This window comes from Methylophaga sp. OBS1 (assembly GCF_026319365.1).
This window is the reverse complement of record NZ_JAPDMS010000003.1, coordinates 381,170-398,557: the sequence shown is the minus strand read 5'-3', so window position 1 is coordinate 398,557 and position 17,388 is coordinate 381,170. Positions and strand designations below refer to the sequence as shown.

At 54.0% G+C, this 17,388-nt stretch carries 13 protein-coding genes; all 13 read left to right on the top strand.

Annotation, left to right across the window (positions count from 1 at the left end):
• Nucleotides 1-136: 136 nt before the first annotated feature.
• The 13 genes from parE (at nt 137) to fdhF (ending at nt 17,331) form a co-directional block, all read left to right on the top strand.
• Complete coding sequence (gene parE, locus OMQ46_RS11245) at nt 137-2,038, top strand: DNA topoisomerase IV subunit B (protein ID WP_266236992.1); 1,902 nt, start codon at nt 137-139, stop codon at nt 2,036-2,038.
• A gap of 18 nt (nt 2,039-2,056) precedes the next feature.
• Nucleotides 2,057-4,300: a DNA topoisomerase IV subunit A gene (gene parC, locus OMQ46_RS11240; protein ID WP_266236991.1), complete on the top strand. Its 2,244-nt coding sequence runs from the start codon at nt 2,057-2,059 to the stop codon at nt 4,298-4,300.
• A 31-nt stretch (nt 4,301-4,331) separates the two neighbouring features.
• Complete coding sequence (locus tag OMQ46_RS11235; protein ID WP_266236990.1) at nt 4,332-4,805, top strand: DUF3305 domain-containing protein; 474 nt, start codon at nt 4,332-4,334, stop codon at nt 4,803-4,805.
• Entirely contained in the window at nt 4,802-5,248 is a 447-nt protein-coding gene (locus OMQ46_RS11230) for a DUF3306 domain-containing protein (RefSeq protein WP_266236989.1), read from the top strand. Before OMQ46_RS11235 ends, OMQ46_RS11230 begins: the two co-directional genes overlap by 4 nt.
• The gene (locus tag OMQ46_RS11225; protein ID WP_266236988.1) at nt 5,241-6,788 is read left to right on the top strand and encodes a 4Fe-4S binding protein; all 1,548 of its coding nucleotides are present in this window, start codon (nt 5,241-5,243) and stop codon (nt 6,786-6,788) included. The genes OMQ46_RS11230 and OMQ46_RS11225 overlap by 8 nt, the downstream gene beginning before the upstream one ends.
• Before the next feature lie 19 nt (nt 6,789-6,807).
• On the top strand, nt 6,808-7,371 hold the full coding sequence (locus tag OMQ46_RS11220; protein WP_266236987.1) for a TorD/DmsD family molecular chaperone: 564 nt from the start codon (nt 6,808-6,810) through the stop codon (nt 7,369-7,371).
• A 152-nt stretch (nt 7,372-7,523) separates the two neighbouring features.
• On the top strand, nt 7,524-7,736 hold the full coding sequence (locus OMQ46_RS11215; protein ID WP_266236985.1) for a twin-arginine translocation signal domain-containing protein: 213 nt from the start codon (nt 7,524-7,526) through the stop codon (nt 7,734-7,736).
• Between the two features lie 16 nt (nt 7,737-7,752).
• On the top strand, nt 7,753-10,647 hold the full coding sequence (locus OMQ46_RS11210) for a formate dehydrogenase subunit alpha (RefSeq protein WP_266236984.1): 2,895 nt from the start codon (nt 7,753-7,755) through the stop codon (nt 10,645-10,647).
• A gap of 17 nt (nt 10,648-10,664) precedes the next feature.
• Nucleotides 10,665-11,258 (top strand): formate dehydrogenase FDH3 subunit beta, encoded by a 594-nt coding sequence (gene fdh3B, locus OMQ46_RS11205; RefSeq protein WP_266236982.1) that lies wholly within the window; start codon nt 10,665-10,667, stop codon nt 11,256-11,258.
• The gene (locus tag OMQ46_RS11200; protein ID WP_266236980.1) at nt 11,255-11,434 is read left to right on the top strand and encodes a hypothetical protein; all 180 of its coding nucleotides are present in this window, start codon (nt 11,255-11,257) and stop codon (nt 11,432-11,434) included. The genes fdh3B and OMQ46_RS11200 overlap by 4 nt, the downstream gene beginning before the upstream one ends.
• Before the next feature lie 10 nt (nt 11,435-11,444).
• Entirely contained in the window at nt 11,445-12,467 is a 1,023-nt protein-coding gene (locus OMQ46_RS11195; RefSeq protein ID WP_266236978.1) for a formate dehydrogenase subunit gamma, read from the top strand.
• Between the two features lie 368 nt (nt 12,468-12,835).
• Nucleotides 12,836-14,533 (top strand): NAD(P)H-dependent oxidoreductase subunit E, encoded by a 1,698-nt coding sequence (locus OMQ46_RS11190; RefSeq protein WP_266236977.1) that lies wholly within the window; start codon nt 12,836-12,838, stop codon nt 14,531-14,533.
• A complete protein-coding gene (gene fdhF / locus OMQ46_RS11185) occupies nt 14,533-17,331 on the top strand; it encodes a formate dehydrogenase subunit alpha (protein WP_266236975.1) in 2,799 nt (932 codons plus the stop codon). Before OMQ46_RS11190 ends, fdhF begins: the two co-directional genes overlap by 1 nt.
• Nucleotides 17,332-17,388: the final 57 nt, after the last annotated feature.

The following is a 17,388-nucleotide window of genomic DNA, read 5'->3' as shown; positions in this document are numbered from 1 at the left end:
GATAATAATTAAATACTAATATTCTATTTATCATTATTTCTGTCAAGCATCCCGATCAAAAAAGCTTAAATGTTGTGTGTTAGGCTTTGATACTGATAATCTTCGGTGGGAATAAATTCAACTTGATTTGTAAACGATGACAAATACCTACGATGCTTCGGCGATTGAGGTCCTGACAGGACTCGAGCCGGTCCGCAAGAGACCGGGCATGTACACCGATACCACCCGACCCAACCATCTTGCCCAGGAAGTCATCGATAACAGCGTGGATGAGGCGATAGCCGGTCACGCCCGCCAGGTTCAGGTCACCCTGCATAAAGATAATTCACTGGAAGTCAGTGATGACGGCCGCGGCATGCCGGTGGATATTCACCCGGAAGAAGGCGTGCCGGGCGTCGAGGTTATTCTGACCCGTTTGCATGCCGGCGGTAAATTCTCCAATAAGAACTACAAATACTCCGGTGGTCTGCACGGCGTCGGTGTGTCGGTTGTCAATGCCCTGTCTACCCGGCTGGAAGTCAAAATCAAGCGAAACGGTATTGAGTACGCCACCGCTTTTGAAGGCGGAGCACTAAAGGAGCCGCTGGCTGAAATCGGCACGGTGGGCAAACGTAACACCGGTACCAGCCTGCGATTCTGGGCAGATGAGTCCTTTTTCGACAGCCCTAAATATTCTGTGGCCAGATTGCGTCATGTGCTGCGTGCCAAGGCTGTTTTGTGTCCGGGGCTGGTGGTCACTTTCACTGATCTCAGCGGTAAAGAGAAAGTCGAAGATCGCTGGTGCTATGAAGACGGACTGAAATCCTACCTGTCTTCTGCCATGACAGACGAGCCCTGTGTACCGGCTTCACCGTTCGTCGGTCATATCAGTGAAGAAAATGAAGAAGTCGACTGGGCGATTATGTGGCAACTGGAGCCGGGCGAAGTGCTGGCGGAAAGTTATGTCAACCTGATTCCGACGGCGCAGGGCGGTACCCATGTTAATGGTCTGCGCAGTGGCGTTCTGGATGCCTTAAGAGAATTCTGTGAGTTCCGCAACCTGCTGCCCCGTGGTGTCAAGCTGACACCGGAAGATGTCTGGGAACGCTGCTGCTATGTACTGTCGGTCAAGCTGGAAGACCCGCAGTTTTCCGGTCAGACCAAGGAACGTCTGTCCTCACGTCAATGTGCGGGTTTTGTCTCCGGCGCAGTTAAAGATGCTTTCAGCCTGTGGCTGAACCATCATGTTGAAGACGGAGAGAAGATTGCTGATCTCGCCATCAGCAATGCCCAGTCGCGGCTTAAGCAGGCCAAGAAAGTGGTACGCAAACGGGTGCAGTCGGGACCGGCGCTGCCGGGTAAACTCGCAGACTGCACCTCACAGGATCCGACCCGCACTGAACTGTTTCTGGTAGAAGGAGATTCAGCCGGCGGCTCAGCCAAACAGGGCCGGGATCGAGAGTTTCAGGCCATCATGCCGCTGCGCGGTAAGATTCTGAATACCTGGGAGGTGGAACCCACCCAGGTGCTGGCCTCGCAGGAAGTGCATGATATCGCCGTCGCCATCGGTGTCGATCCGGGCTCGGACGACTTAAGCGGTCTGCGCTATGGCAAAATCTGCATTCTGGCTGATGCCGACTCGGATGGTGCCCATATCGCAACGCTGCTCTGTGCCCTGTTTGTGCGTCATTTCCGGCCACTGGTGGAAGCAGGCCATATCTGTGTCGCGATGCCGCCGCTGTATCGAATCGATGTGGGTAAACAGGTGTTTTACGCACTGGATAATGAAGAGCGGCAAATCATTCTGGACCGTATCGAAAGAGAGAACATTAAGGGCAAACTGAGTATTCAGCGCTTTAAAGGCCTGGGTGAGATGAATCCGATGCAGCTGCGTGAAACCACGATGGCACCGGACACCCGGCGTCTGGTCCGGCTCACGATTCTGGCCGAGGACGATACCCTGATGACGCTGGATAAACTGCTGGCCAAGAAACGTTCCTCGGATAGAAAAGCCTGGCTGGAACAGCACGGCGATCTTGCCGATCTGGCTGCCCTGTAAGCAACAAGAGATAAGACCATGACTGCCATTGTCGATGATTTGGAACAGCTGTCACTGCGTGACTTCACGGAAAAAGCCTATCTGGATTATTCGATGTACGTCATTCTGGATCGGGCGCTGCCACATATCGGCGACGGCCTGAAACCGGTTCAGCGACGCATTGTTTATGCGATGTCGGAACTGGGCCTGAGCGCGCTGTCCAAGCACAAAAAATCAGCCCGTACCGTGGGTGACGTGCTGGGTAAATACCACCCGCATGGTGATTCGGCCTGTTACGAAGCCATGGTGCTGATGGCCCAGCCTTTCTCTTACCGCTATCCGCTGATTGACGGCCAGGGCAACTGGGGTTCGATTGATGATCCCAAGTCCTTTGCCGCGATGCGTTATACCGAAGCGCGGCTGGCACCCTATGCACAGGTGCTGCTGAGTGAGCTGGGACAGGGCACCGCAGACTGGGTACCGAACTTTGACGGCACCATGGATGAACCGTCCTTATTGCCGGCACGACTGCCCAATCTTCTGCTCAACGGCACCACCGGTATCGCGGTGGGCATGGCCACCGATATCCCGCCGCATAATCTGCGCGAAGTCGTCGAAGCCTGTCTTAAACTGCTTAAGTCATCCCGCACCACCCTGGATGAGATTCTGGAAGATATTCAGGGTCCGGATTTTCCTACTGGTGCCGAAATCGTGTCCAGTCGCGATGAGATCCGCAAGATTTACGAAACCGGTAATGGCTCCATCAAACAACGCGCCTCTTACGACAAAGTCGATGGCGAAATCATTATTGATGCGCTGCCTTACCAGGTTTCCGGTGCCAAAATTCTGGAACAGATCGCGGCCCAGATGCAGGCAAAGAAACTGCCGATGGTGGCGGATCTGCGAGACGAGTCGGATCACGAGCATGCAGTAAGGCTGGTGATTGTGCCGCGCTCCAACCGGGTCGATATTGAAGGCCTGATGTCGCATCTGTTTGCGACCACCGATCTGGAGCGCAGCCACCGCGTTAATATGAACATGATCGGCATGGATGGCCGTCCGCAGGTTAAGAACCTGCGCGATATGCTGCTGGAATGGCTGGAATACCGTGTCACCACAGTACGTCGGCGCCTGCAGTACCGGCTGGATAAAGTGCTGGACCGCATGCATGTGCTGGAAGGCCTGCTGATTGCCTATCTCAATATCGATGAAGTCATTGCCATCATTCGTAATGAGGATGAACCCAAACAGGTGATGATGGAACGTTTCGGCATCAGCGACCGCCAGGCAGAAGCGATTCTGGAACTGCGTTTGCGCCATTTGGCCAAGCTGGAAGAAATGAAAATCCGCGGTGAGCAGGATGAGTTGTCGAAAGAGCGCAAACAGCTCGAGTTGCTGCTGGGTTCGGATAACCGCCTGAAAACCCTGATTCGTAAGGAACTGACCGCCGACGCCGAAAAATTCGGTGATGACCGTCGATCCCATATCGTCGAACGCAAGGCGGCCAAAGCGCTGGATGCCACTGAGCTGCTGCCGACCGAACCGTTAACCATTGTGCTCTCTGAGAGCGGCTGGGTACGCGCCGCCAAAGGGCACGATGTGGACCCGGTGTCACTTAATTACCGTACCGGTGATCGCTATCTGACTTCAGTCAAAGCCCGCAGTAACCAGCAGATTGTATTCCTCGATGAAAGTGGTCGCAGTTACTCGCTGTCAGCTCACTCATTGCCCTCGGCAAGAGGCCAGGGCGAGCCTCTCAGTGGTCGGCTGCAGTCACCACCGGAAGTGCGTTTTGTTGCGGTGCTGGCAGTCGATGATGCCGACAAGCCCGTACTGCTGACCAACACCGCCGGCTATGGCTTTGTCACCACGCTGGAGAACCTGCTGGCCAAGAACAAGGCCGGTAAAGCGGTATTCAATGTGCCTGAAGGTGCCAGGATCCTGCCGCCACTGATGCTGGATAATCCGGAGCAGGATCAGATTGCGGTCGCCTCAGGCGATGGCAGATTGCTGGTGTTCCCGGTTAAAGAAATTCCGCCGCTCAATAAAGGCAAGGGTGTACGCCTGATCAATATTCCACAGGCCCGTTTCAGTGCCGGTCAGGAATGGATGCAATCTGTGATTATCGTGCCGCAGGAAAGCAGTCTGACCCTGCATGCAGGACGTCGTCACCTGACCCTGAAACCGGCGGATCTGGCGCATTATGCCGGTGAGCGCGGTAAGCGTGGTCATAAACTGCCGCGCGGCCTGCAGAAGGTGAGCGACGTTGAAGTGGCTGAGTAAACTTTAGTTCGCTTTCGCAGTCACAGAATTTATGCAGGACACACCCTCCGCTCATTTTCCGGTCACCGCGGTATTACTGAGAAAACCCAGTCAGCATCGCTGGCTGAAAACCTCATGGAAGCTACTCGGTTTTATGCCTGGACTCGATGAAATCACGCTGCAACAAGCTGCCAGCGAGGGCGAACTGGTTTATCTCACCGAATTGCAGTTTCAACTGCACAAACAGCATTGTGATGCCTACTATCACAACCTGATGTCAGGTAAACCCAAAGGCTACCTTATCTGCAGCGAAGAAGGAGACAAGCTGGCACCGATGCTGGCCACGGTCGATTTTGATGAGGCCGCTTCCTTTATGGAAACCGATGAAGTCGTGTTCGATGCCCCGCTGGCCGATGCTTTGTGCGTCTGGCTGGAGCATTTTGTGGTCGCTCATTACCAGCCGGCAGCACCCAAAAAACGTCGTCGCCGCAAATGGCATGCGGCGGAAAAAGGGGACGCACAATGAGCGACGAGCATGAGCAGGGCTTTCTGAGCCGCTGGTCCAGGCGCAAACTGGACCAAGACAGCGCTGAGGAGGAGCAGTCTCTGACGCCGGCAACTGAAGAGCCGGTTGAAACTGTCGAAGCGTCTGACCAGATTACAGATACTGATTCGGAGCAGGAAAAACCAATCTGGCAGCGCGATGATGTTGATGAGGAAACCAGAAAATCGGCCTTGCGCGCGCTGTTTCGCAAGCCCGAATTCAATGTCCGTGATGGTCTTAACGAATACGATGATGACTTCACCAAGTTTGCCAGTCTGGGTAATGTCGTCACTCATGAAATGAAGCGGATGCTGAAACTGGCCGAAGAGAAAACCCGGCCGCCACAGATGCCTGAAAACAGCGCCCCAAAACAGACTGATAAGCAGTCGGACAACCAAGATAAAGAGGATAAAGACCTTGCTTAAAGCCGTGGTAGAAGCCGGTGAGATAGCCATTGAGCCTGAAGAACAGATCAGCTTTGAATCCCGTGGTCGATGCCTGCTTATTGGCCCGGCGGCTGTCCTGAACCGGCTCATTCCTCGTCTGTCGCCACTGGAACTGTATGCCGCGGCCACCGATGAGCATCAGATTGAAGACAGTGAAACGGTGACGGTAATCCGGCAGAGGCTTTCCGAGCTGAGTGGCTGGCTGGGTGCGTTTCATGCCCGTTTCGGTGAGCATGAGCTGAGCGTAGACCTGGTGCTGGATCTCAGCGAATCGCCCGGGATTCAAAGCAAAGTGGCCCCCCTCGGCTATTTCGCACCCGGCGATGATCCGCAGGTTTTGGCTGAAGCATTGCAACAGTTGCCGGAGCTGGTGGGCGAATTCGATAAGCCCCGTTTTTTTGATTACAAACCGGATATCTGTGCCCACAGCCGCCGCGGCGTTACAGGCTGTAGCAATTGTATTGCAGCCTGTCCGGCTAAAGCCATCAGTAGCGGTGGTGACCTGATTAATGTGAATCCGAATCTGTGTCAGGGCTGTGGCAGCTGCACTGTGGTATGTCCTTCCGGCGCCATCAGCTATGCCTTGCCGACACTGGATGTCAGTGTCAAGCGTCTGCGGCAGATGCTGCAGGAATACCACTTGTATCAATCTCAGCCGCCGCAGTTGCTGATTCATGATGAAAATCTGGGACAGCAGCAACTGGAAGCCTATGACTATCCTTTTGCTGATGATGTTTTGCCGTTTTCGATTGAAGAAATTGGTGCGCTGGGTCAGCCGTTCTGGCTGTCGGCCTTTGCCTATGGTGTTTCACGCATTGTTGTCTGGGATGCAGGCAGCCACGACGATCATGACTGGCAGGAACTGCAGCGCAGTATGCAGGAAAGCAATGCCATGCTGGCTCAACTGGGCTTGTCGGATCGCCGCATTGAGTATTTTCACAGCAGGGATATCGACACCCTGCAATCAGCACTGTCACAGCCGGCGCAGGTCACTGAGATTGAGGCTGCCCGTTTTGCCGGCATTAACGACAAACGCCGGATGACCACCATGGCGCTGACGCATCTGCATGAGCAGGCACCTGAAAAACCTGAAACAATGACACTGACTGCAGATGCTGCCTTCGGTGAAATTCTAGTCGATAAACAGGCCTGCACCTTGTGCATGTCCTGCGTGTCTGTCTGCCCGGTCGGGGCGGTGGTAGACGGCGTTGATAAACCACAACTGCATTTTATTGAGGATCTCTGCGTGCAATGCGGCATGTGCGAGACAGCCTGCCCTGAGGACGCGATCGATTTGTCACCGCGCTATGTTTTCGACAGAAACCAGGCACGGCAGAAACGTCTGTTACACGAAGAACCGGTATTCAACTGCATCAGTTGTAACAAACCGTTTGCAACCCAGAAAATGATCGACACCATGATCGGCAAACTGGCTGATCATCCGATGTTTCAGGGCCAGGCACTGGAGCGGCTGAAAATGTGTGAAGACTGCCGGGTCAAATCCATGTTTAAACATTAAAGCGACAAAGGTCTGAGAAATGGAACAGGATGCATGGCGGGCGCAGCATTATGCTTTACTGGCAACGCTGCTGGCTGCACCACCGGCGCAAAGCCTGCTGGAAAACATCGCGGCAGTGGAGATTAGCGATCCGGAATCTGAGATGGGCAGGGCCTGGCTACAGCTCAAACAGGCTGCTGGCGCTGCCGAAGCCGATGCCCTAAAGCAGGAATTTGATGACTTGTTTATCGGTCTGACCCAGGGCGAAGTGATTCCCTATGGTTCCTATTATCAGACCGGCTTCCTGCATGAAAAACCGCTGGCGAAACTGCGCCAGGATCTGGCTTTGCTGGGACTGGAAAGGCAGCAGGACAGAAAAGAGCCGGAAGATCACATCGCCGCGGAATGTGACGTGATGCGCATGATTCTCTCTGCGCAAGGAACGCCGGTTGTTGATGCTGCTACATTCTTCAGCAAACATATTTCCCCCTGGGCTAATCGGTTTTTTGACGATTTGGCGCGGGCAGACAGCGCAGTTTTCTATCGCCACCTTGCACACTTCGGCAAAGTATTTATGCAGTCGGAGACGCAGTCGATGAAATAGGCAATGATTGACATATTTCATCAATAAACCCTTGATAGTGCTCAGTAGCTGCGCGATACTCGTAGTCAAAATAAATAAAAAGCGAACAAAAAAATTGTTTGCAAGCAATCTTGCTGAGGAGACACCTTGGCACTCGGTTTTTCGGAGGCGTTATGAGTACGCAAGACAGTCGCTCACGCAGGGACTTTCTGGTTAAGCTGACTTCGGCAGTCGGTGGCGGTGCCGCTTTGGCTGTGTCTTCAGGTATGGCTCAGGCCGAGCCGACCAAGCCAGCGCCGCAGGCAGAAACAAAATCCTCACCTAGTCAGAAAGGCTATCAACACACCGAGCATGTTGAGACTTACTACCGCCTTGCCGATTTCTAAGCCCTGAGTGCCAGCCATGAAACTGACCAAACGAGCCGCCGTTTCCAGCCACAAATCCAATGGTGTCAATCGCCGTGCCTTTCTGAAAGGTTCCGGCATCGCCGCAGGGGGGGCCGCTTTCCTGTCTGTACTGCCGCCGGCGATGATGCAGAAAGCCGAAGCCGCTGGTGAGCAACGCATCAGCTACGATGATGGCGAAATCACCACCAAACGCAGTGTCTGTACTCACTGTAGTGTTGGTTGTGGTGTGGTTGCAGAGGTGCAAAATGGAGTCTGGACCGGTCAGGAGCCCAGCTTCGAGCACCCTTTCAACCTCGGTTCCCATTGTGCCAAGGGGGCTTCGGTGCGTGAGCATGGCCATGGCGACAAGCGGCTCAAATATCCACTGAAAAAGGTCAACGGCAAATGGCAGCGGATTAGCTGGGAGCAGGCCATCGAGGAAGTCGGTGACCGCATGCTATCAATCCGCGAACAGTCAGGCCCGGATTCGGTTTACTGGCTGGGTAGTGCCAAGTATTCCAATGAGCAGTCTTATCTGTTCCGTAAATTTGCCGCACTGTGGGGCACCAATAACGTCGACCATCAGGCGCGGATCTGTCATTCCACTACCGTAGCCGGCGTAGCCAATACCTGGGGCTACGGGGCGATGACCAATTCCTACAACGATATTCACAACGCCAAAGCGATTTTCATCATCGGCGCCAACCCGGCCGAGGCACATCCGGTCTCCCTGCAGCATATTTTCCGTGGTAAAGAACGCGGCGCGCCACTGATCGTGGTGGATCCGCGGATGACGCGCACCGCAGCCCATGCGGATCAGTTTATCCGCATCCGCCCAGGTACCGACGTGCCATTTGTCTGGGGCATGCTCTGGCATATTTTTGAAAACGGCTGGGAAGACAAGGAATTCATTCGTCAGCGGGTTTATGGCATGGATGAAATCCGTAAAGAAGTCGCCAAATGGACACCGGCTGAGGTCGAAAGGGTCACCGGTGCCAAAGAAGCGGAAGTCTATCAGGCCGCCAAAACCATGGCCGATCATCGTCCCGGCACCTTTGTCTGGTGCATGGGCGGTACCCAGCACACGATTGGTAACAACAACACCCGTGCTTACTGCATTTTCCAGTTGGCGCTGGGCAATATGGGCGTCTCCGGCGGCGGTACCAATATCTTCCGCGGTCATGACAATGTGCAGGGTGCGACCGACTTTGGTGTGTTGTCTCACAGCCTGCCCGGTTATTACGGCCTGACAGAAGGTGCCTGGAAGCACTGGGCCCGGGTCTGGGATGTCGATTACGAATGGCTGAAAAACCGTTTTGACCAGAAAGTCTATGAGCCGGAAGCCGGCTTGGGCGAAGACGGTCCCACCGAAGCGGGCAAATCACCGATGTACACCAATGGTATTCCGGTTTCCCGCTGGATAGATGGTGTTCTGGAAGACAAGGAAAATATCGCCCAGAACGAAATCATCCGTGCCATGGTCCTGTGGGGCCATGCGCCCAATAGCCAGACCCGCGGTCCGGAAATGAAAGCGGCGATGGAAAAACTGGATATGCTGGTCATCATCGACCCTTATCCCACGGTTTCCGCGGTGATGAACGACCGCACCGACGGGGTATATCTGCTGCCGGCGGCGACACAGTTTGAAACCTATGGCTCTGTGACCTCATCCAACCGCTCGGTTCAGTGGCGTGAGCAAATCATCGACCCGCTGTTCGAGTCTTTGCCTGATCACACCATCATGTACAAGTTTGCCAAGAAATTCGGTTTTGCCGAAGCGCTTTGCAAACATATTCAGGTCAATGGTGAAGAGCCATTGATTGAAGACATCACCCGCGAATATAACCGTGGTATGTGGACGGTGGGTTACACCGGTCAGACACCGGAGCGGATGAAACGGCAGCTTGAAAATCTGCACACCTTTGATAAGACCACGCTGAGAGCCCAGGGGGGCCCCTGTGACGGTGAATATTATGGTTTGCCGTGGCCATGCTGGGGTACCGGTGACATGAAACATCCGGGCAGCCCGATTCTTTACGACACCTCGGTGCCGGTCAAAGACGGCGGCCTGCCATTCCGCGCCCGTTTCGGTATTGAACGCGATGGGGTTAATCTCTTGGCCGAAGATTCCTTCACTGAAGGGTCTGATATCAAAGACGGCTATCCGGAGTTCACCGCCGATATGCTGAAGGAGCTGGGCTGGTGGAATGAACTGACGGCGGAAGAGCAGAAAGAAGCCGAAGGCAAAAACTGGAAGACCGACCTGTCCGGCGGTATCCAGCGGGTCGTTATCAACCATGGTTGCGCACCATACGGTAATGCCAAGGCCAGAGCCATTGTCTGGCAGTTCCCGGATCCGGTACCGATTCATCGTGAGCCTTTGTATACCAACCGCCGTGACCTGGTAGAGAAATATCCCACCTATGAAGATCGCCGCAGTTTTTATCGTCTGCCGACACGCTATGGTTCCGTGCAGGCCAAGGACTTCAGCCAGGAATTTCCGCTGATTATGACCAGTGGCCGACTGGTGGAGTACGAAGGCGGCGGTGATGAAACCCGTTCCAACCCCTGGCTGGCTGAATTGCAGCAGGACATGTTTATCGAGATTCATCCGGCCGATGCCAATAATGCTGATGTTAAGCACGGCGATAGTGTCTGGGTCGATGGTCCTGAAGGAGGCTCAATCAAAGTGATGGCTTTTGTTACCGAGCGGGTTGAGCGAGGTACCGTGTTTATGCCATTCCATTTCGGTGGTCATTACCAGGGGGAAGACTTGCGGGACAAATATCCTGAAGGAACGGATCCGCACATTCTGGGTGAGTCCTGTAATGTCGTTTTCACCTACGGCTACGATTCCGTGACCATGATGCAGGAAACGAAAGTCTCGCTGTGTCGGGTCAGAGCAGCTTAATTTAAAGAGGTCAAATCATGGCTCGAATGAAGTTTTTATGTGATGCCGAACGTTGTATCGAATGCAACGCCTGTGTCACGGCCTGTAAAAACGAGCATGAGGTGCCCTGGGGTATCAACCGGCGCCGGGTGGTGACTATCGATGATGGTCATCATGGTGACGAAAAGTCGATTTCCGTGGCCTGCATGCACTGCAGTGATGCCCCCTGTCAGGCGGTTTGCCCGGTAGATTGCTTCTACACCACGCCGGAAGGGGTCGTGTTGCATGACAAGGATATCTGCATCGGCTGCGGTTACTGTTTCTACGCCTGCCCGTTCGGCGCACCGCAATATCCGCAGGAAGGCGCTTTCGGTGCCCGTGGCAAAATGGATAAATGTACTTTCTGTGCCGGCGGCCCGGAAGAAGACAACTCCCAGGCGGAACTCGACAAATACGGTCGCAACCGGCTTGCTGAGGGCAAACTGCCACTCTGCGCCGAAATGTGTTCAACCAAAGCCCTGCTGGCCGGTGACGGGGATATCGTTGCCGACCTGTTCCGCAACCGCGTGGTTCGCCGCGGTGGCCGTCCGGATAACTGGGGCTGGGATACCGCCTATAAAGAACAGCTATGAAATATCTTCTGCCAATTATTGCCCTGTCTGTACTCAGTGCCTGTTATGAGGACACTGATGTCACTATCCATGAACCCGGCGTTTACAAGGGCAAACCGGATAGTCATGTGAAATCCTATGAAGAGCGGGAAGATATTCTTTCAACCCGTTTCCAACAAGTGCAGACCGATCGCTAGCGGAGGCGACATGGCAGTGGCAGACTCGCTGAATAAACGCAAGAAAATGATGCTCTGGAGTGGAATTATTATTCTGCTCGCCATTGTTGTTCTGCCGATGAGCGGTTACCTGGTGACCGGTTTCAATGAGTCACAGCAGCAATCAGCTGAGCCTACCAATCCCCGCGCTGATACCTGGCGTCAGGTACGACGCGGCAATGAAGGTTACACCGCGGTCACCGGCCAGGAGGCCAATGAACTGATTCAGGGCTCGGGCGAAAGTTGGCGTCAGGTGCGTAACGGACCGATGGCAACCTATGGCAGCTGGTTTCTGGGCTTTGTATTAGTCGCGATTCTGGCTTTTTATACGATGCGCGGTCAGGTGAAACTGACCCATCCCCGCACCGGTGAAACCGTTGAACGCTGGACCCTGAACGAACGACGACTGCACTGGACGACAGCAGTCCTGTTTATCCTGCTGACCATCACAGGTTTAAGCCTTTTGTATGGCCGAGCAGTGTTAATTCCTTTACTGGGTTATCCCGGTTTCTCTGCTTATGCCACTGTGGCCAAGTTCATGCATAACACGCTGGGCCCGGTGTTCATGATTGCCCTGTTTGGGATTCTGATTAAGTTCTTCAGGCATAACTTTTTTAATAAAGTCGATTTGGAATGGTTCAAGGCTTTTGGCGGTATGGTGGGGGACAATCACCCGTCTGCCGGTCGTATGAATGGTGGTGAAAAGGTCTGGTACTGGGCACTGGCGACTGCCGGTGTGGCCTTGTGTTTTTCCGGGCTGGTACTGGATTTTCCCAACTTTGGTCAGGAACGTGAAGTTATTCAACTGGCCCATGTCATCCATCTGTCTACGGCCCTGATGCTGATCGCCTTCTCATTCGGTCATATCTATATTGGTACTATCGGCACCGAAGGTGCGCTGGAAGGCATGACTACCGGGCAGGTGGATGTAGCCTGGGCGGAACAGCATCATGATCTCTGGCTGCAGGAGATGCGAGACCAGCAAGCGGGTCAATCGCGCAGTAAAACGGACTGATTTTGCGCAAGTATGCATAATTTTTGGTTGTCAGTAACCAGTTATGCTTTTTTGAGCAAATTATTTCTGTAAATAAATCAATTTTTTGCCTGCTTTCTGACTCAACTACCACTTTTTAGTCATTTCAATGACTTACAAACTCCCCTAAGTTTATGCTGAGGTTGAAAACAGGCGTGAAGCCGGTCGATTCATTGACGCTAACAGCGGAATTGACCGGGATCTGCACCAAAACATGGCAAATGTCTGTTTTACAGGCAGTTATCCCGGCGAGTGCTGCTTCACAGCAAAACTTAGCCGTGCTAATTTTTGTCTGATACATAACCACAATAGCCAAAGATGGCATAGAAGATTAGAGAGAGGCCTTTTTCATGAGTGGGCAGCAAATCAGTGCTCAAAAGCTGGGCAAAGAGCTTAAATTGCCGCGGGCGGTCAACAAGGGGAGACAGGTGGATCCCAAAGCCCTGGCTGAAGTCCAGGCATTACTGGGAGATGAACCTCGCCGTAAAGATCTGCTTATTGAGCATCTGCATAAAATTCAGGATCACTACAGGTATATTTCAGCCCCTCATCTGGTGGCGCTGGCTTATGAAATGAAGCTATCCCGGGCTGAAGTCTACGAAGTTGCCACCTTCTACCATCATTTCGATGTCATTAAAGAAGACCAGACCCCACCGCCGGCATTGACCGTGCGTGTCTGTGACTCAATGACCTGTGAAATGCTGGGCGCCAATGCGCTGATTGATTCGCTGGAACAGGGGCTTGGCAGTGATGTTCGGGTGCAGCGCGTTCCCTGTATCGGCCGCTGTGATAAAGCGCCGGTCGCGGTCGTCGGCATGCATCCGGTAGAAAATGCTGATACTGCCCGTGTCTCTGAGCTGGTTGAAAACAAACAGACCCAACCGGAAGCCATTGAGCCGATTCGTTTTGAACAGTATGTGGAGCAGGGCGGTTACAACACCTACCGACTCTGTATGGAAGGTCAATATGATGTCGAGAAAGTGCTCGACACCATGGATGACTCCGGTTTGCGTGGTCTTGGCGGCGCGGGTTTCCCGGTCGGCCGTAAATGGCGAATTGTCCGCGACCAACCGGCACCCAAACTGATGGCCGTCAATATTGATGAAGGCGAGCCTGGCACTTTCAAAGATAAGTACTTCCTGGATCGTGATCCGCATTGCTTCCTTGAAGGCAGCCTGATTGCCGCCTGGGCAGTGGGTATTGATGAAATCTACATCTATCTGCGTGACGAATATGCGGCGATTCGCGAGATGATGGAAGTCGAGATTGCCAAACTGGAGGCCAACCCACCGGTCGCCAATATGCCCAAGCTCTATCTGCGTCGCGGTGCCGGCGCCTATATCTGCGGTGAAGAATCGGCCATGATTGAGTCGATTGAAGGTAAGCGTGGCATGCCACGTCTGCGTCCGCCATATGTGGCACAGGTAGGGCTGTTCGGGCGACCGACGCTGGAACACAACATGGAGTCGCTGTATTGGGTCCGCGATATTCTGGAAAAAGGTCCTCAATGTCTGACTGATCACGGTCGCCATGGTCGTAAGGGCTTGCGCTCGTTCTCGGTCAGTGGCCGTATAAACAAGCCCGGTGTGCATCTGGCGCCGGCCGGTATCACCATGCGTGAGCTGATTGATGAATACTGCGGCGGCATGCAAGAAGGCCACGAATTTTACGGTTATTTCCCGGGTGGGGCCTCGGGTGGCATTCTACCCGCCTCAATGGGGGATATTCCGCTCGATTTCGATACGCTGAATGAATATGGCTGTTTTATCGGTTCCGCGGCAGTCGTGGTCTTTTCCGATAAGGATAAGGCACGTGATCTGGCGGTCAATGCGATGAAATTCTTTGAAGACGAGTCCTGCGGTCAGTGTACGCCCTGCCGCGTCGGCACAGCCAAGGCTGTGACCCTGATGAAAGAGAAACAGTGGGATAAAAACTTACTGGAAGAGTTATCACAGGTGATGGTGGATGCCTCCATCTGTGGTCTCGGCCAGGCAGCCCCCAATCCTTTGCGCTGCGTGATTAAGTATTTCCCTGAGGAGTTGACATAATGGCTATCAACCCGGAAATTGAAAGCGAACTGATTGCCTTTGATTTGAACGGCAAGAAAGTCTTTGCCCAAGAGGGTGAGACTATTCTGCTGGCGGCGCAACGTCATGGCGTGGAAATTCCGCATTTATGCTATTCGGAGCGCCAGGGTCAGGATGGTAATTGCCGTGCCTGTATGGTTGAAATCGACGGCGAGCGTGTACTGGCCCCATCATGTTGCCGCTATCCCACTGAAGGCATGAAAGTGCAGTCGCAGAGTGAGCGTGCGCTGCAATCGCAGAAGATGGTGCTGGAGCTGCTCAAATCAGATGTCTCGGAACAGCCGCATACCCTGAATTCCGAACTCGACTACTGGGCCGGGAAACTGGAAGTCAGCACCCCGCGTTTCAAACCGCGCGAGAATCCACAGTCCGATCTGTCGCACCCGGCGATTGCGGTCAATATGGATGCCTGTATTCAGTGTACCCGCTGTGTCCGGGCCTGCCGTGATGAGCAGAATAATGATGTGATTGGGCTCGCGATGCGCGGTCATCACACCGAGATTGTGTTTGATTTGGATGATCCGATGGGCGACAGCTCCTGCGTTGCCTGTGGTGAGTGTGTGGAAGCCTGTCCGACGGGTGCTCTGATGCCAGCCAATGAGGTAGGCATGGTCGAACCCGATAAGAAAGTGGACTCGGTCTGCCCATACTGTGGTGTTGGCTGTCAGCTCACCTACAACATCAAAAACAACAAAATTCTGCATGTTGAGGGCAGAGATGGGCCGGCGAATCATGGTCGCCTCTGTGTGAAAGGCCGCTATGGTTTCGATTATGTGCACCATCCGCACCGCCTGACCAAGCCGATGATTCGTCGTGAGGATGCGCCCAAGTATCCTGACTTTGAAATGGATCCAAGCGATATTGACAAGGTATTCCGGGAAGCGACCTGGGAAGAGGCACTGGAACGTGCAGCGCTGGGTTTCCTCGACATCCGGGACCAGGATGGCCCTAACGCGTTGGCCGGTTTTGGCAGTGCCAAAGGCAGTAATGAAGAAGCCTACCTGTTCCAGAAACTGATCCGCGTTGGCTTTAAAACCAATAACGTCGATCACTGTACCCGCCTGTGTCACGCTTCGTCGGTTGTGGCGTTGCTGGAAACACTCGGCTCCGGTGCGGTATCCAACCCGGTTGCCGATGTTGAAAAAGCGGAAGTGATTGTGCTCATCGGTGCCAACCCGACGGTGAATCACCCGGTCGGTGCGACCTGGATGAAAAATGCGGTTCGCGATGGTACCAAACTGATCCTGATGGACCCGCGCGGGACCGAACTGCGGCGTGAGGCCACCCATCACCTGCAGTTCAAACCTGGCTCAGATGTCCCCATGCTGAATGCCATCATGCACGTGATCGTCGAAGAGGGGCTGATGGACGAGAAGTTCATCGCTGATCGCACGGTCGGCTTTGACAGCATGAAAAAACATCTGGAGAAATACTCTCCCGAACTGATGGAGCCCGTCTGCGGGATCCCGGCTGAGGAACTGCGTGCCGTAGCCCGGCTGTATGCCAAATCCAAAGCCTCGATGATTCTCTGGGGGATGGGGGTGTCCCAGCACGTGCATGGCACAGACAATGCGCGTTGTCTGATTTCTCTGGCACTGATGACCGGCCAGATTGGTCGTCCCGGTACCGGTCTACACCCACTGCGTGGACAGAATAACGTACAGGGGGCCTCTGATATGGGCCTGATTCCGATGCGTCTGCCCGACTATTACAAGGTCGAGGATAAAAATGCGCGGTCACATCTGGAAGAACTCTGGGGCGGCGAAATCGATCCCAAGTCAGGCCTCACCGTCGTCGAAATCATGGATGCGATCCATGCGGGTAAACTGCATGGTCTCTACATCATGGGGGAAAACCCGGCGATGTCGGATCCGGATGTGAATCACGCCCGTCAGGCATTGTCTGAATTGAGACACCTGGTGGTACAGGACATCTTCCTGACCGAAACAGCCTACCTGGCCGATGTGATTCTGCCAGCCTCCGGCTTCCCCGAAAAAACCGGGACCTTCACCAATACCGACAGGCAAGTTCAGATGGGACGTCAGGCGCTGGATCCGCCTGGTGATGCGCGTCAGGATTTGTGGATCATTCAGCAAATTGCCAAGCGGATGGGGCTTGCCTGGGATTACCAGGGGCCACAGGATGTGTTCAGCGAAATCCGCAAAGCAGTGCCATCAATGGCCGGTATTACCTGGGAACGACTGGAACGTGAACACAGTGTGGTTTACCCCTGTGAGAACGAGGGCGACCCGGGTGAAGAAGTCATTTTCACCGATCGCTTCCCAACCACGGATGGCCGAGGCCTGTTTGTCCCGGCCGATATTGTACCGCCGGATGAAAGACCGGATGAAGACTACCCGTTTGTACTGATTACCGGTCGTATGCTGGAGCATTGGCATACCGGTTCGATGACACGGCGTTCCAATGTGCTCGACTCACTGGAGCCTGAAGCGGTAGCGACAGTGAATCCGATGACACTGGATGAAATCGGCGTTAAACCCGGTGAGCTGATGACCCTCTCCACCCGTCGTGGCAGTGTGTCTGCGATTGCGCGTGCTGATATCGGGGTACCGACCGGGGCTATCTTTATGGCCTTCTGTTACTACGAAGCGGCGGTCAACAAATTGTCCAATGCGGCACTGGATCCGGCGGCCAAGATACCGGAGTTCAAGTACTGCGCGGTCAATGTCACGCCGGGTGGTGAACCGATGCAGTTTTACAGTTACGGTGGCGGTCAGTCGAAAAACGTGCTGCTGTAACCGGCATTTCCAACTAAAAAAGGCATCTCAGGATGCCTTTTTTTTAACTAGTGCTTC